A 24,785-nucleotide genomic window follows, 5' to 3' on the forward strand; every position below is an offset into this window, starting at 1 on the left:
GCCTTCGGCTTGTGGCTAGTAGCGGCAGATAGCATTAATAATTCAGCATTTGCCAATACACCTGTTTTACTTACTCAGAGTCAAGCAGTTAAAAATGGCTTAAGTTCTACTTGTTCTGAACAAAGTTTAGAATTATTAACTACTCAGCTATTGCAAGATTTACCAAGTTATGCAAATCGCTTTACTCAACGCGCCCGCCGTCGCAGTCGTACCAGTGATATTTACAGTTATGTCCTATTAGCAGGAAAACCAGAGTTTCAGCCCCTACCCATTAACTCTGGTGGGCATAACGCCAATGGGCAGAAAGGCACAGCAACAGGAGTAGAGCAAGTTTTCTTTACTACTTTAGAACGGCAGTATATAGCTGGTAAAATCGTTGAATCGCAGCAATTTCACTGGTTGTTATTGACAAAAAGTAAGACTGGGTGGCGTTTAGTAATGATGTTTACCCAAATTGCTGGTGATTCTCAACAAGTAGTATCGCCTCCCAGGGATAGTAGCAAGGGTGTAATTGCCCAAGCAGTTAAAACTTGGTTGCGAGATTGTCAGGCGGGTAGTGTGCGGATGCGTACCGGAATTTAATAATCTCCGCAATCACAACTACTACCGCCATCATAACTACCACTATCGCAATTACTGCTGCTATATCCACTACTGTCGTTACTACTGCTACCGCCATAATCACTACTATCGCAATTACTACTGCTACCGCCATAACCACTGCTGCTACTAGAGTTATAGCTACCATAATCGTGAATATATGAGCTACTCCAAACACTGTTATTGTTGCGGGTATTGTGGCGAGTAATTTCTCGATAACGATGACGTTTTTTCTTTTTAGCAGATGAGGCAGAATTAAGATAAAGATATATTGCGCCGATCAAAATTCCCCACACACATACTAAAAATATAATTAAGTCCCACATATTTTTTCCTGTGCTAACCGATTCCCCGTATTAACTACAGTTCTTTCAGCCGCTATTCCAGATTTGATCATTTGGCTAAATTGAAGCCAGCCTGAACCCATCACGGTTTTTAAGGATTATGATAGCTATTTCTCAACAACCTCCAAAAATGACCGTCCAGGAATATCTGACATGGGAACCCCAACAAGATATTCGCTATGAATATGTCAACGGCAAAATTTTTGCCATGACAGGCGGGACAATTCCGCACAATGATATTGCACTTAATCTTTTAGAACTTACGCACTTTACAAATTAATCAGGGTATGATTTCCATAAAATACGTCGTTTCAGACTTTGCTCCCCGATTATTTTGATTGTAAATAGACCAGCATTGTAGGGGTTTAGCATTGCTAAACCCCTACGAAAGATATGGTTTTTGACAATACATATTTAATGTTAATTGTCAATGCGTAACTTCTAGTTGATCATATTCAGCATCATCAGGGTTATCCCAAACTTTTTGCAAAGCTGGCTCAGAAAGCTTTGCAGCTGCTAAAGTAAACATTTGGTCTGAATTTGGCTGATCTAAAGAGTCTATAAAGTCTGTAACTAGCAAAATGTGTTCAGGAGACATTCGGCTAATTTTTTCCCATAGCTTTTGTTTTAACCGATCTTCTGTGTACATTCTTGACTTTTCCTAGTTCATAGTGAGTTCGTCCAACTTGGTACGCACTGCTTGAATATCTTGCCACATTAACCATTTAGGCTTACCTACTTCCTTAGAAGGATTACGCAACAGGTAAGAGGGGTGAAAAATTGCCATACATAAACGCCCTTCCCACTCCAACCACTGACCGCGAATTTTTGTAATTCCCCGCTTATCGCCAGTAATACCTTTGACCGCAGTTGCACCTGTGAGTAAAATGATTTTCGGGTCAACAAGGCGAATTTGTTCTAGTAAGTAGGGTATACAAGCCCCCATTTCATCAGGGGTGGGGGTTCGGTTTGCTGGTGGGCGACATTTATTAATATTGGCAATATATATATCTTGTTCTGTACTCAGATTCACAGATGCTAATATTTTCTCTAGCAACTGCCCTGACCTACCGACAAATGGTAAGCCAGTTTCGTCTTCGTTTTGACCGGGTGCTTCTCCGATGAGCATAATTGGTGCTTGGAGATGACCACGCCCGACAACAGCATGAGTCCGATTGTCTCCCAAGCCACAACGATGGCACTGATTGCAATCCTGTGTCAACTCGGTCATATTGTTGTATGTTCCGGGTTTAATAGGGATTTTTGCGTTTGTGGGGATTAAATCTCGTGGGTTCGAGTTGGTGTCATCGAAGAGGGTGAGTTGAATATCGCTGCTCATTAAAACCAGAATTTTAGGGTTAGCTCCGAATGGTGCTATTGCTTACCGAGTCATGATATAGGAATCCGATTTGATTATTGAAAAAATCTAAGTATATGTAGGGTGTGTTATGGCTTTAGCCTAACGCACCGTCTTCTGGGTCTTGGTGCCGTACTCTCCTGAATAACACACCCTACGTGTGTTTCATAAATCAAATATGAGTCCTATATTACCATTGTATCGATTCCAGTGGCGATCGCTAACCATGAATCCGGCACGAAGTTCTAATTCACAACTAACAAACTCAAAATATTAAGATATTGATCAAGCTTTGGCTTTTTATTGAGATAATTTCCAAAGGGTACGCGTTACTCTGGTGAATTTTTTAAGGGGAATAGATGACGATTAAGCGGTTAATTTTATTTTTTGTCCTAACGCCGATAGCAATCCTGTTGTCAGTTTCATCTTTATTTGGGACTTTGCAGGAGCCACAGTTTCAAAGTCGTCTGGAATTGTACCAAACTAATATTGCGCTACAAGCCCAAGCTTGGCAGCTAGAAGACGTTAATGATGAAAACTTGTCAGCAATTCAAGCAGCGATTCTGGGAGAAAACCCCCTAGAAAGTGCTACAAAGCAATATCAGCAGGTGCGTCAGTCAGTCCAAACTAATTTGGATAAAGCTCAAAAACAACTTGCTCAATCTAAAGCTCTTCCCGTACCCCCTAAACCTTTACCAGATGCACCTCCAGATCCTCAAGCTTCGCGTCAGGAAAATCAGGGAAAGTTGCGGAAATCTATCCAAGAACTGCAAAAATTACAAGCTGATTTAGATTTACGTCTAGGAATTTTACAAGCCAAGCAAGAAAAAACTGATCCAGCTATAAACACTTGGGGTGAATTACAGCAACGCTCCCAAATTAGTCCAAAATTTCGGGAAACTGCGGCTGTGTTGAGTGGAATATGGAGTGACCCGCCTCGACTTCTACCTAATTCCCAACAGCTAATTAACAAAAATTTAGATGGCTGGTTTCGCGATACTTCTTTAATTCAACTTTACCAACTCCAACAACGACAAGAAGCTTTATCAACAATTCAGTCCGAACAACAAGAAGCGGCTACCCAAGCTGTGGTGAAATTAGCTCTCATTGCCACAATTCCCACTGCGACAGCATTAACTGGTCTAATTTTACTGCTTATCTTGATTGGTCAGCGTTTGATCAAGGGGAAAGCTGCTTTATTGGCTCAAAATGCTGATTTGCCTTGGTCAACGCCTTGGGGTGCAGAAACGATTTTACAGGTTTTTGTGGTGGGCTTTTTCTTTATGGGGCAACTGTTTGTACCTGTTTTGGTCATGCTGCTTCCCATCCCGCGCCCCATTGTGAATGTCCGACTTCAGGCTTTGTCTGTTTTAGTTAGTTACATGATGGTGGCTTCAGGGGCGCTGTTGGTGCTTTATTTATCGCTCAAGCGCTATTTTCCGCTACCAGAAAACTGGTTTCGCTTCCGGTTGCAGGATCGGTGGATTTTGTGGGGATTTGGCGGTTATTGTGCTGCTTTACCGATAGTGGTGGTGGTGTCGTTGATTAACCAACAATTATGGCGGGGTCAGGGTGGTAGTAATCCTTTGTTACAGTTGGCGCTGGAAAGCCAAGATACTGTGGCTCTGGGGCTGTTTTTCTTTACTGCGGCGATCGCTGCCCCAATTTTTGAAGAACTGCTGTTTCGCGGCTTTTTATTGCCTTCTCTGACTCGTTATGTACCTGTTTGGCCAGCAATTATTTTGAGTAGTTTGTTGTTTGCGATCGCTCACCTGAGTTTGTCGGAAATCCTACCCCTGACAGCGTTAGGGATTGTTTTAGGTGTAGTTTACACGCGATCTCGGAATCTCTTGGCTCCCATGCTGCTTCATAGTCTGTGGAATAGTGGAACCTTACTCAGTCTATTTGTTTTGGGTAGTGGTAATTAATAAAACTTCATAACACGGTTGCGAATTTTAAAATTATTTGCTTACATTTGGTTATATAAATGTTATTTTGAGCATAAAAATTCTGCTAGCAAATATCAGTGCAGCAATACTGTCAACTCAATTACAAAATGTTTAGCTAAACATCGAGTATTATCTGGGTAACTTCAGCAATCACTGAAATATGTATTGCCTTTATTTGCCATTTTGGCAGGAATTATTTTGTTACAAATGCTATTTTGACTCTATGTAGTTCTCCTCTACTTCAGAACTAGCACTGTACTTGTAAAATTTGTTTCCTCACCATGAAGGAAATACATCTACAAATAATACAAGTAATTTAAATCAAACCGTGTTTTAGTTAGCAGCAAAAAATGTGCGATTTTTAATTATCAGGGCTAAGTACAAAATATACGTTAGCTAAAAATCTGTACAAAACCTAGCCAAAGTTGCCTTTTCAATAGGTTAAAAGAGTTAGCAAATAGCACAAGATTTATAAAGATACTGATAAATAATTCCTCTGTATTAGATTGTAAATTTTGCTTTTAAAGTATACAAACTGCTTTACCTATAGGTATTAGGGCGAAATTCTACTAACACAAAATTAAAAATATATTTAAGAAACAAATATATTTGACAATTTTGATTTTCACTAGAATAAAAATTTTATAAACATTTCTCCAGGAGTAAAACTAATATGGCTAATTTAAATTCTAGTCAACCAACCAAACAACTTATTGCTGGTTACTGCGGCATCATTTTTGGAGGAATTGGAGCGCATAAATTTATTCTAGGGTATGTCCCAGAAGGTTTTATCATGCTCGTTATCGCTTTAGTTGGAGGTTTTTTTACCTACGGCATTAGTTTGTTAATTATGCAGCTTGTAGGTTTAATTGAAGGCATGATCTACTTGAACAAGTCCCCAGAAGAGTTTGTTAATACCTACTTTGTGAATAAGCAGGGCTGGTTCTAAAAATTTCTCTATCATCTATCTGTGTTCATCTGTAGTTTGCTATTTCTATGGCTATGCCACGTCAGATATCAGTACCGACAAGGGTGCAAAGCTTTATATGCTAACAATTAAACAAAAATATCTCACCTGGACAATGTTGCTACTGATGGGTATGGGCTACTTCAACGTTATGTCTAATTTGGACATCAACTATTTTGGGAAAAGTTTGATTGCGATCGCGCCCATACAGGTGGTATCTGTGATTTATATTACTTATTTGAGGTGGAGTCGCAGAAAAAATCCGCCAAAGGCCATAAATTCATAAAATTAATATCTTCGACGTTCTGTCATATCTCCGAATTTCGCCTACGCTCAAAATAGAGACGCTTTTATTGAGGCGTTGAAGTTTCGTAGCGAACCCAACACTTGTCATGCAACTTGCCCCGAAAACTCAGCTTACTCCAGAACCAACCCCGACTTCCGAAAAAATTATCCTCGATGTTGGGGGAATGAAATGTGCTGGATGTGTAAGCGCTGTAGAGCGACAGCTAACGCAATATCCAGGAGTCAAAAGCGCCTGTGTGAATCTGGCTACAGAGGTAGCAGTGGTAGAGACAGAACCTGGTCAGGTAGACCAAGATGCACTAGCACAGCGATTGACATCAGCTGGATTTCCCGCTCAACCGCGTCAAGCTAGGGAAAAAGTTGGTGGCGAATCTACCCTACCAGATGCCGAAGAACGCAAGCGTCGAGAAATGCGTTCTTCATTTAGGCAGTTAATTATTGCTGGGGTACTGCTGGTGTTGTCGGGAATTGGACATTTTGGCAGCATGGGTGGTCAAATCCTGCCAATTGTGAATAACATCTGGTTTCACTGTGGATTGGCAACAGTGGCAATATTAATTCCCGGTCGCCCAATTCTAATAGATGGTTGGCGGGGATGGCGACGCAATGCCCCTAATATGAATACCCTCGTGGGATTGGGAACGCTGACAGCCTACACGGCGAGTTTAATCGCATTACTATTCCCCCAAATGGGTTGGGAATGCTTCTTTGATGAACCGGTGATGATGCTGGGTTTTATTCTCTTGGGTAGGACTTTAGAGCAACAAGCCAGAGGTCGCGCTTCAGCCGCTTTTAGGGAATTGCTTTCACTCCAACCACAGATAGCCCGCTTGATTCCTAACCCAGACCCGGAAAAATTAGGTTTGGGAGCAAATATTGTGGAGATTCCTGCCGAAAAGGTGCGTGTTGGCGAATGGTTACAGGTACTACCAGGGGATAAAATTCCCGTTGATGGTGAGGTGCGGTTTGGGCAAACCACGGTAAATGAGTCTATGCTGACTGGGGAAGCAGTACCAGTGATTAAGCAGCCAGGGGATTTGGTAGCCGCAGGAACTCTGAACGAGTCAGGTGCGATCGCTATCATCGCAACTCGTACTGGTAGCGATACCACTTTGGCACAAATCGTGACTTTAGTAGAAGCCGCCCAAATCCGAAAAGCCCCAGTCCAAAAATTAGCCGATACCGTCGCAGGTTACTTTACTTATGGTGTTTTAACGGCTTCTATATTGACATTTGTTTTTTGGTTCTTTTTCGGTACTCATATCTGGAATGATGTCACTGTATCTAGTGGCATGGATATGATGAGTCACGCGCCACTTTCTAGTCCAGAAGCGATGGATGGCGTTTCGACCCATTCCCCCCTACTCACGAGCTTAAAACTGGCGATCGCCGTCATGGTTGTGGCTTGTCCCTGTGCTTTAGGACTGGCTACACCCACAGCGATTCTTGTAGGAACAGCCATCGGTGCTGAACGGGGTTTGTTAATCAAAGGTGGCGATGTCTTAGAGAGAGTCCACCAGTTAGATACAGTTGTATTTGATAAAACAGGTACTTTGACCACAGGCAATCCCACCGTTACTGATTGCCTACCCTTTGAGGAATGGGATGCTCATCAACCTTACTCTCTCCTCCAACTAGCAGCAGCCGTAGAAAGCGGTACTTATCACCCCCTAGCTAAAGCCATTCAACAAGCAGCACAGGAGCAAAAGTTATTTATTCCTGACGCTGTAGACTTTCACACAGAACCCGGTTTGGGTGTATCTGCCATTGTGGAAGGTCTGTCTGTACTTTTGGGTAACTGGGACTGGTTAAGTAAACACGGAGTTTTTGCCAGTGACGCTGCACAACAAATGGCGCAACATCTAGCAGAAGATGGTAAAACGGTGGTTGGCGTAGCAGTTGAGGGTAATTTAGCCGGACTCATTGCTGTTCAAGATACCCTGAGACCAGATGCTGAAGCTACAGTCAACCAGTTACGTCAGATGGGTTTACGGGTAATACTGCTCAGTGGCGATAGATTAGAAGCCGCTAATGCCATAGCTCAACAATTAGGACTAGATAGCACTGATGTGATGGCGGGCGTTCTCCCAGCTAAAAAAGCAGATGTGATCAAATCTCTCCAGTTAACAGGAATATCAAAATCTCCCTCAGTCGTCGCAATGGTTGGCGATGGCATTAATGATGCTCCGGCTTTATCACAAGCTGATGTGGGCATTGCTTTATATTCTGGAACAGATGTGGCAATGGAAACTGCCGAAATTGTCCTGATGCGCGATCGCATAAATGATGTTGTAGCATCAATTCAACTCAGTCGTGCCACCTTCAACAAAATTCGCCAAAATTTATTCTGGGCATTTGCGTATAACACCATCGGTATTCCTTTAGCCGCAGGCGTATTGTTACCAAAATTTGGTTTTGTTCTCAGTCCTTCTGGGGCGGCGGCGTTAATGGCTTTTAGCTCTGTCAGTGTTGTTACCAACTCAATTTTATTGAGGAGACTAGCTCATCGTCTTTGAAAACTGCCAATTAATATTGGCAATCCAATGCTGTTTTTTCTCCAACTCACGCTACACTTAAGTATCGATACTTAAGTGTAGTCAAAACCTGCTACCATTCCTAATGGAGCAACAGTAGCACTGAGTGAGTAGAACCAACGTGTTCTACTCGTTCCAGTCAAGTGGAATACTGAATCAGCTGATTAGCACTAACTGTAGTGCATAAAAATGGCTAAAAACGTTGTCACATTTCTTCATCTTCTGAAGTACAAATCTATCCGTGTTTATCGGTGTACTTGACAAAAATTAAAAAATGGTACACTGCGTTAATTATGATTACTTAGATTTTAACCGATTATATCAACAATGTATCAATGGTAACAGAAAGCAATGAAAGCCATTTATTGATTATTGAGGATGATCAAGGGCGCAAGGAATTTCCTCTGGAAAAAACCATATACTCTCTTGGTAGAGACCGAGAGTGTAATATTCGTTTAATGTCTCAGTTTGTCTCCCGTCGCCATGCCACATTAGTGAGAATGCAACGAGGAGATACTAATGGTTATGGTCATAATTATTATTACCGGATTGTAGATGGCGATGCCAAAGGAAAGCCTAGTGCCAATGGTCTGATGATTAATGGACGCAAAATGCCAGTTCATAATCTCAAAAATGAAGATGAGATTGTTTTTGGCCCTCAAGTACGCGCTATTTATTATTTATTACAAAATACTCAGATATCCAGACAGACGGATGAGATTGAGTATGATATCACACTAATTAATCCAGGTATGACGGACGATGAAGAGTTAGACTGAGAAATAGTTAAAATAAGGGTTTGGTTAAGGTGCATTTGCGTTATGAAAGTAGCCATTACTGGGGCAACGGGATTTGTCGGTAGTCGTCTAGTAGAACGACTGCACAAGCAGGGTCATAGAATACTGGTGTTAACCCGTAACACTTCTTCTGCTCAAAAAGTGTTTCCAGCAGGGGCTTTTCCTAATGTAGAAATTCTGGCTTATACACCCACAATATCTGGTTCTTGGCAAGATGCGCTCGCTGGTTGTGATGGTGTAGTTAATCTCGCAGGAGAACCAATTGCCGAGGAACGCTGGACACCAGAACAAAAGCAGAAAATCCTCAATAGTCGCCAGCTAGGTACACAGAAAATAGCGGAAGCCATAGCCAAAGCTAACCCTAAACCCTCTGTGTTAGTAAATGCTTCGGCTATTGGTTACTATGGAACCAGTGAAACAGCTATCTTTGATGAAACGAGTTCATCTGGTAAGGATTTTCTGGCTCAAGTCTGTCAAACCTGGGAAGCAGAAGCCCAAAAAGTTAAAGATGCTGGTGTGCGTCTTGTAATTTTGCGTTTGGGTATTGTTCTAGGAAATGGTGGTGCTTTGGGCAAAATGATTACGCCATTCAAACTTTTTGCAGGTGGACCCCTTGGTAGTGGTCGGCAGTGGTTTTCATGGATTCACTTAGATGATTTAGTAAGTCTGATTTTACAAGCTTTAACGAACCCAGACATGGCAGGCGCATATAATGCCACTGCCCCTAATCCTGTCAGGATGGCAGGGTTAAGCCAAACTTTGGGACAAGTAATGCAACGTCCTTCATGGCTACCCGTTCCTGGGTTCGCGCTCGAAGCTCTCTTAGGAGATGGCGCGATGGTAGTTTTAGAAGGTCAACAAGTCATGCCTAAGCGGACTTTAGAGGCGGGTTTTGAGTATGAATATCCTAATTTGCAACCAGCGTTGTCACAAATTATAGGAAAGTGCTGAGTGCTGAGTGCTGAGTAGGTAGGGGCGGGTTTAAGCAGTGAGTCTGTGGTTCGTCGAAATCCTTAGTGAACCCCCCCGGACACCGAGTGCTGAGTAGGTATTCCACCACCTCAAGCAATCACTCACAATGATCCCCCAATCTTCTTGGTGGTGGCTATATTTCAATACGGTTCAGTTAAGAAAATTGTAGGTTGGGTAGAACGAAGTGAAACCCAACATTTCCATGACTTTGTTGGGTTGCGCTGCGCTTAACCCAACCTACGTAGACGTTGACTTTTAGGCTTAACTGAACTGTATTGGGCTATATTTAGTCAGCTTGGAATTTGCGAGAAACCCAACTGACTAAACCGCTAAGAAGAGCGCCACCCATAAGGATGCCAATTGCGGGGTTAAACACAGGTATCCAAAGTTGATGCCATAAATCTAAACCTAAGTTTACTCCCGCAGCATCACCAATGGCGGCGATCGCCAACCAAATAAAGCCAAATAAAACTAAGAATACATCAGCAACTAAAACTAGGTTTAGCCAGTTTAATAATTTTTCTTTCATCAGGGAGTGGGGAGTAGGGAACAGGTTGAATTGTTAATTTTGGCTTTTAATCAGACTAGTACAGCACGGCTGAAAGAAGTTCAAAAGTCAAAAATCAAGACTTTTGACTTTTGACTTCCGCTTTGCGGCACTAGTCCTAGCCTTAATTAATTAATCGAATAGCCAAGCTTTGACTTTTGCCAAACTCTGCCAATCTGGTTTTCGGTTTAAACCATCAGCAATGCTATCTTTAACGTCTTTTTCCCATTCTTCGTTCACAAAAATTAACTGTTTTGCGAATTCAATATGTTCTCGCAAACCTTTTTGACCTGTTTCCAACATGGACATAGCCAAGTTAATTCTGGCTTGTGGGTCTTGTGGATTTAACCTCACTGCCTTCTGTGCCGCTTTGTAAGCCAAGCTGGGTTTGTTTTCTAGCAAATACAACCAAGATAAACAAATCCAAGCTGAACTTGTCTTAGGGGCGCGATCGCACACTTCTTTAAATACAGGTATTAAAGTTTCTGGTGTTTCACCAGCTTTATATCGTTCCAAACCTGTATCAAACAGGAATTCTACTGTTTGAGCCATAGCAAATCAGTTAATAGTTATATAGTCAATAGTTGGCAGTCAGTCATCAATAGTAATTAATAACTGACAACCGACCACTGATCATATTACACTCCAAATGACTTGCCGCAACCACAGGTTTGGGCTGCATTGGGGTTAGTGAATTGGAAACCACCACCAATCATGGCATCGCTATAATCGAGCATTAAACCATAAAGGTATAATAAGCTTTTGCCATCGCAAACAATTTTGAAGCCATCATAATCGAAAACTTCATCCTGCGGGGTGATCTTGCTGGTGTCCTCAAAGTCCATCATGTAAGACATTCCAGAACAACCGCCTTGACGCACTCCTACTCGTAAGCATAGTTCGTTACCTTGCTTTTGTTGCAAGGATTTTACCTGGAGTAAAGCTGATTGGCTCAGTTGAATTCCACGTTTTTGGGACTGAGTTACTTGTGTCATTTTGCTGTTTTAACTCCTTAAGTGGTCTAACCTTGAGGGGGCGAGGTTTTTGATTACCGTTGGTTCACCCTGTTTGTTTTTGCTTTTATTCTAGCGATATTGATATCGTTAGTTGTCAAATTGTCAACACTCCGTCAAAAGCAGCCAAAACTTTTTATTCTAGAATTGAGAGATTCGCTCTGTTTAAGGATTCGGTATTGTTGGAGTTTAAGCCTGATGGCAACCACCAGTTGCAACCACTCTTCAGGTGTAGCCAGAAAAATTTTACCCCAGCCTAGTACCGCAGTGAAGTCAAAAATCAAAAGTCAAAAGTCAAAAGCCGATTCTAGTAGGCTGTTCATTGATTTTAGATAGTTGTGTTATTTACGCCATGCTGTACTAGTTATTTCCCATAGTTTACTGCCAAATTGCTTCTTTTTGATTAATCTACTTTATGACAAGTTTTAATCGCTCTACCAGTCGTCGGTTGAAGACATTAACTCAAATTCCTTCTGTATGGGAGGGCGATCGCCGTCCAATGTCATCATCACCCACCCAGGATACAGATTCGGAATCCCAAGGTGAATGTATTCTTTGGGTAGATGGTTCACAGGGTGTTGTCCGGGGAATGGACGTTGTAGCTCCTGAAACAGGCCCCGAAGCAATTGTTCGCACCTTAATGCGCGCGATGGAACATCCCCACAGTCCTGGTAAACCGGCGCGACCCCAAAAAATCGTAGTTAAAGACCGGGAAATTCAGTTTTACCTGCGCGGTGTCCTGCAAGATTTGGATATTGCCATTGACTACGTTCCAGAATTGCCCTTAATTGATGAATTGTTTCGTGGGTTTACAGAAATTCTGGAGAACCAAGTTCCTGATTTACCTCCCCAGTATGCACAAGCATTGCATAATAAAGCCTTGGCTCTTTGGCAGTCTGCGCCTTGGGAATTTTTAGAAGAACAGCAAATCTTATCAATAGAGATTAACAAATGGGATGTGGGTACGCTCTACGCCTCGGTTATGGGGATGCTAGGCATGGAGTATGGAATTTTATTGTATCGCTCAGAAGAGTCTCTCAAACAGTTTCGAGCCGCAGTTTTACAGGATGATGAATCACAAGGACGTTTAGAAGAAGCTTTCCTGAAACAAGATTGCCTGTTTCTGACTTTTGAAAGTGAAGATGAGATAGACGAAGATGAAATAGACGCAGATGAGGATTTAGCCTATCTGCCCATATCGGAAATTGAGCCAACTTTCGGTAATATCCATCCCTTAGAAGGATTACGTTCTGTTTTATATGAAGAAGAGGCGCTTGCTGTCTTCGTGGCTTTAGAAAGCTTGAACCGTTTTATCCGCGATTACCACAGCCAATTGGAGAGCGAGACTTTTCCTAGTCTGAGCCGCAACTATCGCATTTCTCCGCCTAAATCAGAGTCAGAATCAATTAAATCTTTATCTGTAACTGTTTCTACTATGCCGCAGTTAGCAGCAGAATTAGAGGAAATGGCAGGTTTTGATCTCGAAGAAATGGAAGAGGAAGACTTACCTGATTTTTCTTCTTTGCGGGATGACTTAATCCCAGAAGATGCCTTTTTGAGTCTGGGAGTAATATCTTGGGAGATGCTGGAGTCCTTGCGCCAAGGAGTTCAAACCCATCAAGCTGGTGAAATAGAAAAAGTTGGTGACGGATTACCAGTAATTTTAATTCAAACCTCCCGACCCAAGGCTAAAACTGTGATTGAAAAGATTGGTGCAGCCGGCGGACTCAAAGCCATTTGCTTCAATCCTGGTGCTGATCCTTTTGATGGCGATCGCTACGACTTGGGTTTGTTGCAAACTGAAGATGATGAGTTATTCTTATTCGGTGAATTCTTAGAGGATGATCCCACTCATAGAGAAGCTCGCAAAAAATGGAATCAGCGCTGTAAAAATACCAAAGGTTACTGTGGCTTAATTATTGCCAAAGGACTAACAGGTGCGTCCCGTGGTAATCCCCAATTGCGAGATATGATGGCTTTATTTGAAGTGCGATCGCTTTCACCTCAAGATTTAGGTCTCGGCACTCTCCAACTCATGCCCCAATTTTAAACCTATCAAATGCACCATGCCTAGGCGGCCTTCCCACACCGGGAAGGCCGCCTATTGTCTTGTCTGCCTCCTTGGCGGTTGCTATCCCACATTCCGCAGTTTCTTCCGCTTTCCTACTGATTTCCGACTATTTTTAGATACTATGACCATGACAAAAATGGTTGAAAAATTTGAGGCGCATTTTCCTTGGTACTTTATCTTAATTTCATAAAGTACGCGTAATAACATTAATTTTGCTTGATTTAGTCAGCTAATCAACAGGCGTAAAACCATGAAATACTTCAGTAAAAATGGTGACGCTTGAGGTTTTATGAATTTCATTGCCTAATTTTTATCCTGAATTAAGTAAAAACTTAGATATTCTAGCTTTTTGTTCATGTTTTTTTTATAAAGCAGAAATATTTACTTAAATCACCATTTCATAAAGATTATTTAAAGTATAAAATTCATGGTTATAATAGCCGTACCATACAAATAAAGGTAACAGTTCTGCTCCAAAAGCAAGCTTATTAACAAAGAAGCTGCATCATATTTCAGGAGGAATCTAGTCATGAATCTCCACTGGTTTCACTTGTCTTAGAAACAAAGTTTGAGTAACTTTATCAAGTTAAATTGAAAATGAGTATGAAAAACATTCTCTCCTGGGTAAACCAAGGTGATGAAGATTATGAATAGAAAAAACGTTTAATTTAAACAAGTTCTGATAGATAGATAAAACAAAAAAAATCGAGCCATTTTATCTAAAATATCAGGATTGGATAGACACCTTGTTGGTGTAACTGTTTTTACCAGATAGCGTGCGATATCTTTGCTGTCACAATGCTAATTCTAATCTTATATTTTGTTGGGCAATGATCAAGACATTTCACAAAGATGACTTTTTTATTGCTAACGGCATTGCTTGTTTCTTGACACAAACTCTGATAATCTTATCGTCTTCATCTGGAGTTAATTGTTCTTTTAGATGGTGTTAACATATAGCAAATAGCATGATAATGACTAATAAAAAATGGGCTGTAAAACGTATAACTGTCAATTTAGCAACACAGGAAGCAGAAAAACTAGAAAAATATTGCCAGCAAACTGGTAGACCTGCAACAGATGTTATTCGGGAACTGATTAGAGGGCTACCTTTATCAGATGACACCAAGGAAACAAACAACTAGGGATTTAGTTTTAGGGATTTATAGATGATCATCAATTTATATGCCAAAAACACTTGTGATGTTTCCTTGGTCTACATTCACTGACACGTCCCAAGAGTGATAAAGGTAAAGTGATTATCAGATGACATGACGCTGTTGTGGCTTTAGAGAATAGTAAACTTGGTATGTGAAAAAGTGCTGTTGGTGGAGCAAGGTGTGAGCAGCGTGCTGAGTTTAAACCCAGTTGCTTCAAGGACCTTAAGCTATCAAAACTTTTCTAACCAATATGACTACGGCGATAAATAGCCAATTCCGACACCAACCCAGTTACAATCTGTAAAGAAACTGAAAAGGTAAGATGGAATCATGCGTGTTGCAATAGTGGGTGCGGGACTGGCTGGGCTAGCAACCGCAGTAGATTTGGCTGATGCTGGTTGTGAAGTCCAAATTTTTGAGTCCCGTCCATTTGTGGGTGGTAAGGTCAGTAGCTGGGTGGATGATGATGGCAACCATATTGAAATGGGGTTGCACGTCTTCTTTGGGTGCTACTACCAGCTATTTGATTTAATGGAAAAAGTGGGGGCGTTGTCAAATTTACGCCTGAAAGAACATACCCACACCTTTATTAATAAAGGAGGACGCACTGGTACATTAGATTTCCGCTTTTTTACGGGTGCGCCTTTCAATGGATTAAAGGCATTTTTTACTACTTCTCAACTGTCATTACAAGATAAACTGCAAAATGCGATCGCTTTGGGTACTAGCCCCATAGTCCGAGGTTTGGTAGACTTCAACGGGGCGATGAAAACTATCCGTACCTTAGATAAAGTTAGCTTTGCAGAATGGTTCCGCAGTCATGGTGGTAGTGAAGGTAGTATCAAACGAATGTGGAATCCCATTGCGTATGCTTTGGGATTTATTGATTGTGACAATATTTCTGCCCGTTGTATGTTGACAATCTTCCAGTTTTTTGCGTCTAAAACTGAAGCTTCGATTATGCGAATGCTGGAGGGTTCACCAAATGAGTATTTGCACCAGCCTATCCTCAAATATTTAGAAGCGAGAGGCGCTCAAATTCATACCCGTCGCCAAGTCCGGGAAATTCAATTTACCGAATCAGGCGAACAAACTCACGTCACTGGTATAGCAGTTGCTGAAGGTGACACCACAGAAATTATTACGGCTGATGCTTACGTTTTTGCTTGCGATGTCCCAGGCATTCAGAGAATTTTACCCGAAGAGTGGCGTAAGTGGTCAGAATTTGACAATATATATAAGTTGGATGCTGTACCAGTCGCCACAGTACAGCTAAGATTTGATGGCTGGGTGACAGAACTGCAAGATGAAGCGCAACGCAAACAGCTAAATCATGCTGCGGGGATAGATAATTTGCTCTATACCGCCGATGCTGATTTTTCTTGTTTTGCTGATTTGGCTTTGACTAGTCCCAGTGATTATTATCGCCCTGGAGAAGGGTCTTTGTTACAGCTAGTACTCACACCGGGAGATCCTTTTATTAAACAAAGTAATGAGGCGATCGCGCAACACGTTCTCAAGCAAGTTCATGAACTGTTCCCCTCATCAAGAGAACTGAATATGACTTGGTATAGTGTCGTGAAATTGGCGAAATCTCTTTACCGGGAAGCACCAGGAATGGACCCTTACCGTCCTAACCAAAAAACTCCAGTGGATAATTTCTTTTTAGCAGGTAGTTATACTCAGCAAGATTACATCGACAGTATGGAAGGAGCAACTATATCTGGACGACGTGCGGCAAAAGTAATTTTAGAGAACGTCAAGAAATAACCCACCGCACTAGGCACACAAACCAAGCAAAGGAAGAAAAAAATGGCAGAGTGGTTAGAGCATAGTGTGCAGATTGAAGTAGAAGCTCCCATAGAATTAGTCTGGGGACTCTGGTCTGATTTAGAGCAAATGCCTCGTTGGATGAAGTGGATTGATTCTGTGAAAATTTCGCCAGAAAATCCAGATATATCTCTATGGAAACTCAGCACTAATGGTCTGGAATTTAAATGGCAATCCCGGATGCTGAAAGTTGTCAAACAGCAAATTATTCAATGGGAATCTGTTGATGGTTTGCCGAATCAGGGAGCAATTCGCTTTTACGATCGCCACGGTAGTACTATTGTCAAAATGACTATTTCCTATGCTATTCCTGGGCTGATTGGCAAAATTATGGATAATTTGTTTTTAGGTAGGGTAGTTGAGTCTACAATTCAAGCTGACTTAGAAAGGTTCAAAGAATATGCTTTGAATGTCAAGTCTGATAGCTAAAGCAGTTGTCTCACTACCCTCGGAAATTGAAACTATGCGGCGTTACACACTGTTGGTTGTGGTAGTGTATCGCCCGTAGCCTCATAAGCAATAATCAGAGATTCTAAGGCTTCAATGCCGTTGGCTACTGCTAATTGGTAAGTATCCCCATGAGTTCGCCATTCTTGTCCAGGAAAATCTGGAAATCCTACCAAGAAGCAATTATCTTCCTCTGACCATTGAATAATCATTTGGTATTTGAGATTACTCATCTTGTTTTCTCCCTTCGACCTTCTCAACTGCTTGTTTTATTTTCTTCTCTTGGTAGCGTTGAGCATCTGCTCCGTCTTTACCTGAAATCGTGATTTTTCCAGTATATAAGGGATGCACCCAGTTAGTATGACTTCCTTTACCTGGGATTTCTGTAAAACCAACTTGGCGAAGCATTTGCTTAAGTTCTCTAATTTTCTTAGGCATAATTTATAAGATTTAAATATAAGTTATCAAATAATTCATCAGTCTATTTGTATGTACCCTCAGCATTTTATATAGGCTGAGGGTGAATCACCTACGGTTTTGCCTTACCCTTCAATTTCTTCTCAGAATCAGAGGGTGGGTTGGAATCATCATCTCTAGCACAGGAGGCCATCAAGGCGGCAGGCAGAACTTTTTCCACATAAGGAAGACGGCATTCATCATGTCTAAAAGCAAAGACACCCCCTATTAGAATTACTACTAGAGGCGCAAGCCGGGAAATATTCAATTGTTTCATTATATTTAGTCGTTAATGTAAAATATACCAAAGCTGAGTAAGTCTCAGTCTAAATAAAGTATATCTGATTCTTAGTTAAAATTCCACTAAATGCTGAAAATTATTCTTAGTTTAGATTATAAAGCGCCAAAATGCTTAGATAAAAACACTTTCAGATTTCACACTGCAAACATTTTTTATTAAAATTATTGACGAGCAACATTACCTGTTAACAGAAATGCCTGTTTTCCTAACGAGAAATATCACTATACCTGTATCAAAGATTATTAACGCTTAGTATAAATTAGAATTTGTCAAGTCATATAAGCAGTACAATGAATTATATGATACTGATATTGATGAAATGGATCAAAACATTCTCCTACGGAATAATGTAAAGGTTTTCGGAGAAGGGCAAAAAACTTTGTTGTTCGCTCATGGGTTCGGTTGTGACCAGAATATGTGGCGCTTCATAACACCGTCTTTTGAGAATGATTATCGCATTGTCTTATTCGACTATGTAGGATCTGGGAAGTCTGATATTAGTGCCTACAATACTGAAAAGTACAGCAATCTCAATGGCTATGCCCAAGATATCCTCGATGTTTGTGCAGCATTGGCTTTGACGGAGGTGATTTTTGTCGGGCATTCTGTAAGTAATATGATTGGGATGCTTGCTGCTATCCAATCCCCTGATATCTTTGAGAAACTTGTTCTTGTCTGTCCTTCACCCTGCTATATCAATGACCTACCCAATTATGTGGGCGGGTTTGAGCGCCAAGATATAGAGGATCTGTTGGATATTATGGAAAAAAATTATATTGGCTGGGCGAGCTTTTTGGCTCCGATGGTGATGAAAAATGAGGATCAACCGGAACTAACTCAAGAGCTTGAAGCCAGTTTTTGTTCTACAGATCCTGTGATTGCTAGTTGTTTTGCCCATGCGACTTTTTACTCTGATAACCGCAGTGACTTACCCAAGATGAAAGTACCTTCACTAATTTTACAATGTGCTGAAGATGCGATCGCACCAACAGAGGTTGGACATTACTTACACCAACACTTACCTGACAGCACATTGCAACTGATGAAGGCTACGGGACATTGCCCACATCTGAGCCATCCACAAGAAACCATTCATCTAATTAAAGAGTATCTGAAAGACTGCTGATAAGACGTGATTGACCTACTCCAGTGACTGACCAAATAAACGACCTACTCAACACTGCGCCCTGTGGCTTCCTGTCGTTTATTGACGATGGTACTATCGTTATGGTGAATACCACGCTGCTGGAATTACTCGGATATGAAGCAGATGGACTGCGGGGACAGAAAATAGAGTCAATTCTCCCAATTGCTAGCCGCATTTTTTATCAAACTCATTTTTTCCCGATCCTGAAACTACATGGTAAAGCGGAAGAAATATACTTCTCTTTGAGATCAAAACAGGGAAATAATATACCTATTCTTGTTAACGCTGTGCGTCGGGAAAATGCCGGAAGTTTTATCAATCACTGTATATTTATCCCTATCCACCAACGTATCCAATATGAAGATGAACTGCTTCAGGCCAAGAAAGTAGCAGAGGCGGCTATCCGCGCTCAAAAGCAAGCCGAAATTGCTCTGCGACAACAATATGAACAAGCTATATTACTTCGAGACATTACCCAACGGATAAATCAAGCCCTGGATTTAGCTAACATTTTTGAGAATGCGGCTCAGAAGATCCGTGAATTAATTCACGCTGATAGAGTAGGCATTTTTCAATTCTGTGTCGCAGGTGACTATAAAGATGGTGAATTTGTCTCTGAATCTGTACTTCAGGGATTTAATTCTAACTTAAGGGTAAGAATTCACGATCATTGCTTTGATGAAAAGTATGTCAAATACTATCAGCAAGGTAGAATTCAAGCTTTAGATGATATTGAGAATGCTGGACTTACAGAATGCCACCGCATAACTTTAGCACAATTGCAAATTAGAGCCAATCTGATTGTGCCGTTGCTGAGTTCTGAAAACAATTTGTGGGGCTTTTTATGTATTCATCAATGTTCGGCTCCCCGACATTGGCAAGAAATCGAGATTGAATTTATTAAACAAATTGCTATACAGTTAACTATCGCTATTCAGCAAGCAGACCTTTTTCAGAAGCGGCAACAGGCAGAAGCTAGACTGAGACAGAGCAATGAAGACCTATCCCTTGCTACTAGTCTTTTAGAAAAACTGGTTAACATTGATGGGTTAACGCAAATTGCCAATCGGCGCTGTTTTGACAATCGCTTACAACAAGAATGGCAGCGACTATATCGAGAACAGCAACCGCTATCTTTACTATTATTTGATGTTGATTATTTTAAACGCTATAACGATTCTTATGGTCATCAAATGGGTGATCATTGTCTGATTGAACTTGCTCAAGCAGTGCAGCAGGTGGTGTGCCGTTCAACAGATTTGGTGGCTCGCTACGGTGGGGAAGAATTTGTGATTATTTTACCTAATACTGATGTTGAAGGAGCGATCGCGATCGCTCAACGGATTCATGCTGCTATTCAAGCATTAGCCATACCTCACCAAGCCTCTGAGGTAAGTGATACCGTGACTGTGAGCCTTGGTATTACTAGTCAGATACCCACTTCTGAAACATTCCCAGCCAACTTGATCGCGCAAGCAGATCAAGCACTCTATCATGCTAAACAACATGGACGCAATCAGTCTGTGATTCTCTGTTAAAGAAGCATAAAGATCCCCGACTTCTTCAAGAAGTCGGGGATCTGAACCTTTCGAGATATTAAAAAATTACCAAGTCGGATCACTATACAAATTAATGATCATTTCCTCACACCCTGATGATACTGAGGAAATACAAGCACGAATGACATCTCCATTCTCCAGTTCTACTGTGCAAGCGTGACAAGAACCCATAAGACAACCGGTGGGAATCAGCACTCCAGCCCGTTCTGCTACATCTAACAGAGGTTCTCCCACTTGGGCATCAACAGTAATATCATCTGGCAAAAAGCGGACGCGAATACTCATGAAACATTAAGGTAAAAAGGGCGCTAAGTTTAAATGGGTTTCAATTTCTGTAGCGAGGTAATCTAAAATCTGTTCTCGTTGTTCCCGATAGTTAGAAACACCAGTGGGCAAAGATTTCAAGCCTCGTTGTTGACGCAAGCGATTTAACCAAGCACGTCGCCAAGGGCCATTGTCAAAAAGTCCGTGGAGATATGTACCCCAAATAGACTGACAATTATCCACTAACCCCAAGTTAACATCATCAAATAAAGGTTGGAAGGCTGGCTTATCTCCTTGGTCTTCTAAACGCGATCGCCCTTGGTGGATTTCAAAGCCATTCACTGGTAAACCCATCTGGGGATAATTGGAACTAACTTGGCGCTGACGGGCTATTTTCTGTCCGGTAATGACTGTTCTAATTGGTAACAGATTTAACCCCTGAAATCTGCCGGCTTGTCCTTCTACTCCTTCTGGATCTGCGATAATTTGCCCCAGCATTTGGTAGCCACCGCAAATACCCAACACTGTACCACCAGAGGCTGCATAATTTTTAATCGCTTCTGCCATACCAGTTTTTTGCATCAGTAGCAAGTCGGTAATTGTGGTTTTTGACCCTGGGATAATTACGGCATCGGGATGTCCTAATTCCTGCTTGAGACCAAGGAATTTTACTGCCACACTTGGTTCTGACTCCAAAGGGTCAAAATCAGTAAAGTTGGCAATTCTCGGCAACCGGATGACGGTGATATTGAGGTCAGCAGTAGATTTGTATGAGTTACGTTCTAGCAGATCCAGGGAGTCTTCGGCGGGAAATACTTCTTGAAAATAAGGAATGACACCAACCACGGGGATACCAGTTCGTTCTTCTAACCATTTTATCCCCGGTTCTAAGATTGATCGCTGTCCCCGGAATTTGTTAATTACTACACCTTTAATTAAAGCCCGTTCTTCTGGTTCTAATAACTCCAGAGTGCCGACTACATGGGCAAAAGCACCACCACGATCAATGTCAACGACTAATATTGTTGGTGCATTCAAATATTTTGCGATCCGCATATTAGTTAAGTCGCGGTGCTTGAGGTTAATCTCCGCCGGACTACCTGCGCCTTCACAGACTAGCAGATCAAATTCTGTAGATAAATGTTTGAGAGATTCTTCTATTGCTTGCCAACCAATATCAAAGTATTGTTCGTAATAATCTGAAGCTTTGACTCTGCCTACTGGTCTACCTTTAATAATGACCTGGGATGTCATGTCTCCTTGGGGTTTGAGTAAAATCGGGTTCATTTCTACCCAAGGAACAACACCAGCCGCCCAAGCTTGTACTGCTTGAGCATAACCAATTTCTCCCCCGCTAGAAGTAACATAAGCATTCAAAGCCATATTTTGGCCTTTAAAGGGAGCTACTCGCCAACCACGGCGCGATAAAATGCGACAAATAGCTGTGCTTATCAGTGATTTCCCTGCGTGGGATGTTGTTCCCACTACCATAATTGCTTTCATAATTCGTAATTCGTAGTTCGTAATTCGTAATTCGTAATATTTCCTATGGCTAACGCCACGCTGCGCTATCGGAAACGCTAGGCGAACGTAGTTCGGAGGAGCTTCGCTCTAAGCGCAGCTGTGCCGCAGGCTTTACGTAATTCGTCATTGAGCCGACCGGAGGCTAGTCGGAGTAATATTAGACCACTGCACGCTACGGTGGGTTGGCGGAGTTTTGGCGGTAGTAATTCGTAATTAAAAAGGTAGTCTAAACCAGTAAATTAGGGCATTATATAGGCGATCGCTCCAGGAAGGACTAGACCAATTTTTGCCCTGGAATTGTTCCAGCAATTGATGTCCTAAAGGAGTTAAGCGAAAAGCATCGGTAATTCCTTGACCATCAACTTCTCGCCGCAAAACACCAACTTGGATCAACCAGCCCAAATCATTATCGCACGCCAATTCTGATAAAGGGCGTTTGGTATAGCCATGCTTGATACCTTTTTCCATAGCGATCGCACCTAAAGCCACACTCTCCTGACGCATTGCTTCAAACAGAACCAGATTGAAGGGAGAACAGACAAGCGATCGCTTCGCCCTTGTTACTGTACTGCTGGTATAAAAAAACGTGTTCGGATTTTGAGAATTAATATTTGTCATTGGTCATTAGTAATTGGTCATTAGTCATTAGTCATTGGAAAGTTACCGTCTTCTCTCCCCTGCACCCTGCCTCTTATCCCCCTGCCTCTTCTCTCAGTCTCTAGTAATACTTTTTCCAGTAAGTTATTTAAATATTGTAAATTATTGTAAAATTTCAAAGTTATCAATTTAAAACAGGAAAGGTTCATTATGCCTCTAGCAGTTGGTACAGATGCACCTGCATTTACCGTCAAAGATACTAACGGCAATACAGTTTCATTATCTAGTTTCGCTGGAAAAACAGTTGTTTTGTATTTTTATCCCAAAGATGACACCCCAGGCTGCACCAAACAAGCTTGTAGCTTCCGGGATGCCCAAGCTCAATATTCAGGTAAAGATGTAGTAGTGCTGGGAGTCAGCGCGGATGATGAAGCTGCTCATCAGGCGTTCACTCAAAAATATAATCTAAATTTTCCTCTGTTGGCTGACACCAACCAAAGTTTAATCAAAGCTTATGATGTCGATGGCGGTGGTTACGCCAAGCGTGTTACTTACGTAATTGACCCTAACGGCAAAATCGTTCATGTTGACGCTAGTGTAAATACCACTACTCATGCTAGTGATATTTTAGCTGCACTTGGTCTGTAGTTTTTAGATTTTGAATTGACCTCAACTCCGCCCAAATTAAGTTCGGGGTTGAGGTTTTGAGATGAAATTTACAAAAATTTAGCGTCAGCGTTAAAGAATTCAGAGGGCTTTACGCATCACGAATCGTAATAGAGTATAAATTATAAATTATTATTTTTTAGATAACCTGTATAATTTTATTGATAATATATTCTATTAATACTCAAATAAATACTAGAAACTATTGCAAATAATAATCATCTAAATGGGAGTTTTTAAGTTGTGGTTTCCAGCGCGATCTGCTTGCAGCAGCGCTTCGCTATCGCCAAAAGCTTTCATCGGCGAATTGCGGTTACGGATACTGAGCGATCGCCTATTTCTCGCCGCATTTCTTCTCTGTATCGGACTGCTCCTAGTCACAGGAATGTCCCTATCATTTGGTGCAGTGGCTATGACTCCCAATCAGTTGTGGTTAGCACTGATCCGTCAAGGTGATCAACTCCATCAAACAATTCTCTCTAACTTCCTTTTCGGTTATACTGTTTTACCCAACCCTGATTTAAGACCTGAAACAGTAGATAGTTATGAACTCGGTATCAGAGCCAACTATCCCCAAGCCAGTCTGAGTCTCACAGGCTTTTATAATCGCTACGACAACTTTATTGAAACCGTCGGACTTGGCCCTGATAATAGAGGACTTTTGGAATTCCAATCCCAAAATATTCAAGGAGCAAAAATTTACGGTTTAGAAGCTAGAGGAGAATATCGCTTTAAAGAATCCTTAGACGGTTTGAGCTTATTTGGAACCTTAGCCTATGCGGTAGGCGACAACTTAGAAACAGACCAACCCTTAGATTCAGTAGATCCTTTTAAAGCCATTGTGGGGTTGCGTTATCGTTCACCCGCAGAAATTTGGGGTGCAGAATTAACTACTACCTTGGTAGCGGCTAAAGATAGAGTCAGTAATGAAAACTTCTTTAAACCCCAAGGCTATACAACTGTTGATTTACGAAGTTTTTACAACTTTAATGAAAATACTACTTTAAATCTGGGTATTTTCAACTTGTTTAATCAGCGATATACAGAATGGTCTACCGTGCGGGGAGTGAATAACGATAACGCTTTCTTAGACCTATATACCCAGCCAGGAATTAACTTTTCAACCAGTTTGAGTGTACGCTTTTAGGAGAGTACCTGGCAACAAAGGTATAATTCGCTCTTAGTTGTGCTTTAGCGCTAAAGCGCAACTACAAACCATGATCATAACTACAAATCAATCTTATGTATCAAAAAAAAATTATTTTGAGTTTAGCACTCTTATTAAGTTTATTCTTAAGCGCTTGTAATAATCCCACATCGCAACGGGAGCAACGCGATTTTGTGAAGTCGGAGAAAAAACAAGCGATCGCAAAAACT

At 41.4% G+C, this 24,785-nt stretch carries 27 protein-coding genes and 1 pseudogene; 16 read left to right on the forward strand and 12 right to left on the reverse strand.

Annotated features, from left to right (window positions below; genetic code table 11):
• Nucleotides 1-33 precede the first annotated feature (33 nt).
• Nucleotides 34-582, forward strand: a complete 549-nt coding sequence (locus ACM0OW_RS21505; protein ID WP_414552230.1) for a hypothetical protein — start codon at nucleotides 34-36, stop codon at nucleotides 580-582.
• Here the strand turns inward: ACM0OW_RS21505 and ACM0OW_RS21510 are convergent.
• On the reverse strand, nucleotides 579-926 hold the full coding sequence (locus tag ACM0OW_RS21510; protein WP_414552186.1) for a hypothetical protein: 348 nt from the start codon (nucleotides 924-926) through the stop codon (nucleotides 579-581). The two genes, ACM0OW_RS21505 and ACM0OW_RS21510, sit on opposite strands and share 4 nt — an antisense overlap.
• A 118-nt stretch (nucleotides 927-1,044) precedes the next feature.
• On the opposite strand from ACM0OW_RS21510, the pseudogene ACM0OW_RS21515 reads away from it, so the two are divergent.
• A pseudogene (locus ACM0OW_RS21515) lies at nucleotides 1,045-1,197 on the forward strand (Uma2 family endonuclease); the annotation flags it as partial.
• Between the two features lie 174 nt (nucleotides 1,198-1,371).
• Here the strand turns inward: ACM0OW_RS21515 and ACM0OW_RS21520 are convergent.
• Nucleotides 1,372-1,593: a toxin-antitoxin system, antitoxin component, Xre family protein gene (locus tag ACM0OW_RS21520; protein WP_414552188.1), complete on the reverse strand. Its 222-nt coding sequence runs from the start codon at nucleotides 1,591-1,593 to the stop codon at nucleotides 1,372-1,374.
• A 12-nt stretch (nucleotides 1,594-1,605) separates the two neighbouring features.
• Entirely contained in the window at nucleotides 1,606-2,283 is a 678-nt protein-coding gene (locus ACM0OW_RS21525; protein WP_414552190.1) for a uracil-DNA glycosylase, read from the reverse strand.
• A gap of 377 nt (nucleotides 2,284-2,660) precedes the next feature.
• Between ACM0OW_RS21525 and ACM0OW_RS21530 the strand changes: the two genes are divergently transcribed.
• The 6 genes from ACM0OW_RS21530 to ACM0OW_RS21555 all read left to right on the forward strand — a co-directional run bounded on the left by ACM0OW_RS21530 (nucleotide 2,661) and on the right by ACM0OW_RS21555 (nucleotide 9,805).
• The gene (locus ACM0OW_RS21530; RefSeq protein WP_414552191.1) at nucleotides 2,661-4,229 is read left to right on the forward strand and encodes a lysostaphin resistance A-like protein; all 1,569 of its coding nucleotides are present in this window, start codon (nucleotides 2,661-2,663) and stop codon (nucleotides 4,227-4,229) included.
• A gap of 694 nt (nucleotides 4,230-4,923) precedes the next feature.
• Nucleotides 4,924-5,199 carry a TM2 domain-containing protein gene (locus ACM0OW_RS21535; protein WP_414552193.1) on the forward strand — a complete coding sequence of 92 codons (276 nt, stop codon included), beginning with the start codon at nucleotides 4,924-4,926 and terminating at the stop codon, nucleotides 5,197-5,199.
• Nucleotides 5,200-5,296: 97 nt separating this feature from the next.
• Nucleotides 5,297-5,503: a hypothetical protein gene (locus tag ACM0OW_RS21540; protein WP_414552194.1), complete on the forward strand. Its 207-nt coding sequence runs from the start codon at nucleotides 5,297-5,299 to the stop codon at nucleotides 5,501-5,503.
• A 106-nt stretch (nucleotides 5,504-5,609) separates the two neighbouring features.
• Entirely contained in the window at nucleotides 5,610-8,039 is a 2,430-nt protein-coding gene (locus ACM0OW_RS21545; RefSeq protein ID WP_414552196.1) for a heavy metal translocating P-type ATPase, read from the forward strand.
• Between the two features lie 353 nt (nucleotides 8,040-8,392).
• Nucleotides 8,393-8,836, forward strand: coding sequence for an FHA domain-containing protein (locus tag ACM0OW_RS21550; RefSeq protein WP_414552198.1), 444 nt, complete (start codon nucleotides 8,393-8,395; stop codon nucleotides 8,834-8,836).
• Between the two features lie 42 nt (nucleotides 8,837-8,878).
• Nucleotides 8,879-9,805: a TIGR01777 family oxidoreductase gene (locus ACM0OW_RS21555; RefSeq protein WP_414552200.1), complete on the forward strand. Its 927-nt coding sequence runs from the start codon at nucleotides 8,879-8,881 to the stop codon at nucleotides 9,803-9,805.
• Between the two features lie 307 nt (nucleotides 9,806-10,112).
• Here ACM0OW_RS21555 and ACM0OW_RS21560 read toward each other — a convergent pair whose 3' ends face one another.
• The 3 genes from ACM0OW_RS21560 to ACM0OW_RS21570 form a co-directional block, all read right to left on the reverse strand.
• Nucleotides 10,113-10,355 (reverse strand): hypothetical protein, encoded by a 243-nt coding sequence (locus tag ACM0OW_RS21560; protein ID WP_414552201.1) that lies wholly within the window; start codon nucleotides 10,353-10,355, stop codon nucleotides 10,113-10,115.
• 150 nt (nucleotides 10,356-10,505) lie between these two features.
• Nucleotides 10,506-10,925 (reverse strand): tetratricopeptide repeat protein, encoded by a 420-nt coding sequence (locus tag ACM0OW_RS21565; protein WP_414552202.1) that lies wholly within the window; start codon nucleotides 10,923-10,925, stop codon nucleotides 10,506-10,508.
• Nucleotides 10,926-11,011: 86 nt separating this feature from the next.
• Nucleotides 11,012-11,368: a HesB/IscA family protein gene (locus ACM0OW_RS21570; RefSeq protein ID WP_414552204.1), complete on the reverse strand. Its 357-nt coding sequence runs from the start codon at nucleotides 11,366-11,368 to the stop codon at nucleotides 11,012-11,014.
• Nucleotides 11,369-11,801: 433 nt separating this feature from the next.
• Here ACM0OW_RS21570 and ACM0OW_RS21575 point away from each other — a divergent pair, with 433 nt between their 5' ends.
• The 4 genes from ACM0OW_RS21575 (at nucleotide 11,802) to ACM0OW_RS21590 (ending at nucleotide 16,876) form a co-directional block, all read left to right on the forward strand.
• Complete coding sequence (locus ACM0OW_RS21575) at nucleotides 11,802-13,436, forward strand: DUF6930 domain-containing protein (protein ID WP_414552205.1); 1,635 nt, start codon at nucleotides 11,802-11,804, stop codon at nucleotides 13,434-13,436.
• A 989-nt stretch (nucleotides 13,437-14,425) separates the two neighbouring features.
• Nucleotides 14,426-14,602 (forward strand): CopG family transcriptional regulator, encoded by a 177-nt coding sequence (locus ACM0OW_RS21580; protein ID WP_414552207.1) that lies wholly within the window; start codon nucleotides 14,426-14,428, stop codon nucleotides 14,600-14,602.
• A 345-nt stretch (nucleotides 14,603-14,947) separates the two neighbouring features.
• Nucleotides 14,948-16,387, forward strand: a complete 1,440-nt coding sequence (gene zds / locus ACM0OW_RS21585) for a 9,9'-di-cis-zeta-carotene desaturase (RefSeq protein ID WP_414552209.1) — start codon at nucleotides 14,948-14,950, stop codon at nucleotides 16,385-16,387.
• 42 nt (nucleotides 16,388-16,429) lie between these two features.
• Nucleotides 16,430-16,876: an SRPBCC family protein gene (locus ACM0OW_RS21590; RefSeq protein ID WP_414552211.1), complete on the forward strand. Its 447-nt coding sequence runs from the start codon at nucleotides 16,430-16,432 to the stop codon at nucleotides 16,874-16,876.
• A 32-nt stretch (nucleotides 16,877-16,908) separates the two neighbouring features.
• Here the strand turns inward: ACM0OW_RS21590 and ACM0OW_RS21595 are convergent, their stop codons facing one another.
• The 3 genes from ACM0OW_RS21595 to ACM0OW_RS21605 form a co-directional block, all read right to left on the reverse strand.
• Nucleotides 16,909-17,127, reverse strand: coding sequence for a type II toxin-antitoxin system HicB family antitoxin (locus tag ACM0OW_RS21595; RefSeq protein WP_414552212.1), 219 nt, complete (start codon nucleotides 17,125-17,127; stop codon nucleotides 16,909-16,911).
• Nucleotides 17,120-17,332 carry a type II toxin-antitoxin system HicA family toxin gene (locus ACM0OW_RS21600; protein ID WP_006194402.1) on the reverse strand — a complete coding sequence of 71 codons (213 nt, stop codon included), beginning with the start codon at nucleotides 17,330-17,332 and terminating at the stop codon, nucleotides 17,120-17,122. The genes ACM0OW_RS21595 and ACM0OW_RS21600 overlap by 8 nt, the downstream gene beginning before the upstream one ends.
• A gap of 91 nt (nucleotides 17,333-17,423) precedes the next feature.
• Entirely contained in the window at nucleotides 17,424-17,627 is a 204-nt protein-coding gene (locus ACM0OW_RS21605) for a hypothetical protein (protein WP_414552214.1), read from the reverse strand.
• A gap of 343 nt (nucleotides 17,628-17,970) precedes the next feature.
• On the opposite strand from ACM0OW_RS21605, the gene ACM0OW_RS21610 reads away from it, so the two are divergent.
• Entirely contained in the window at nucleotides 17,971-18,777 is an 807-nt protein-coding gene (locus tag ACM0OW_RS21610) for an alpha/beta fold hydrolase (protein ID WP_414552216.1), read from the forward strand.
• Between the two features lie 23 nt (nucleotides 18,778-18,800).
• Complete coding sequence (locus tag ACM0OW_RS21615) at nucleotides 18,801-20,336, forward strand: diguanylate cyclase domain-containing protein (protein WP_414552217.1); 1,536 nt, start codon at nucleotides 18,801-18,803, stop codon at nucleotides 20,334-20,336.
• Between the two features lie 66 nt (nucleotides 20,337-20,402).
• Here the strand turns inward: ACM0OW_RS21615 and ACM0OW_RS21620 are convergent, their stop codons facing one another.
• The 3 genes from ACM0OW_RS21620 to ACM0OW_RS21630 form a co-directional block, all read right to left on the reverse strand.
• Complete coding sequence (locus ACM0OW_RS21620) at nucleotides 20,403-20,642, reverse strand: 2Fe-2S iron-sulfur cluster-binding protein (RefSeq protein WP_414552219.1); 240 nt, start codon at nucleotides 20,640-20,642, stop codon at nucleotides 20,403-20,405.
• 6 nt (nucleotides 20,643-20,648) lie between these two features.
• The gene (gene cobQ, locus ACM0OW_RS21625; protein ID WP_414552221.1) at nucleotides 20,649-22,124 is read right to left on the reverse strand and encodes a cobyric acid synthase CobQ; all 1,476 of its coding nucleotides are present in this window, start codon (nucleotides 22,122-22,124) and stop codon (nucleotides 20,649-20,651) included.
• Between the two features lie 234 nt (nucleotides 22,125-22,358).
• Nucleotides 22,359-22,763 carry an Npun_F0494 family protein gene (locus ACM0OW_RS21630; RefSeq protein ID WP_414552223.1) on the reverse strand — a complete coding sequence of 135 codons (405 nt, stop codon included), beginning with the start codon at nucleotides 22,761-22,763 and terminating at the stop codon, nucleotides 22,359-22,361.
• Between the two features lie 189 nt (nucleotides 22,764-22,952).
• Between ACM0OW_RS21630 and ACM0OW_RS21635 the strand changes: the two genes are divergently transcribed.
• On the forward strand, nucleotides 22,953-23,390 hold the full coding sequence (locus ACM0OW_RS21635) for a peroxiredoxin (RefSeq protein WP_414552225.1): 438 nt from the start codon (nucleotides 22,953-22,955) through the stop codon (nucleotides 23,388-23,390).
• A gap of 244 nt (nucleotides 23,391-23,634) precedes the next feature.
• Entirely contained in the window at nucleotides 23,635-24,555 is a 921-nt protein-coding gene (locus tag ACM0OW_RS21640) for a TonB-dependent receptor domain-containing protein (protein ID WP_414552226.1), read from the forward strand.
• The last annotated feature ends 230 nt before the right edge of the window (nucleotides 24,556-24,785 follow it).

The organism is Anabaena sp. CCY 0017, from assembly GCF_963920885.1.
In the GTDB taxonomy this organism is placed as follows: Bacteria; Cyanobacteriota; Cyanobacteriia; order Cyanobacteriales; family Nostocaceae; genus Nodularia.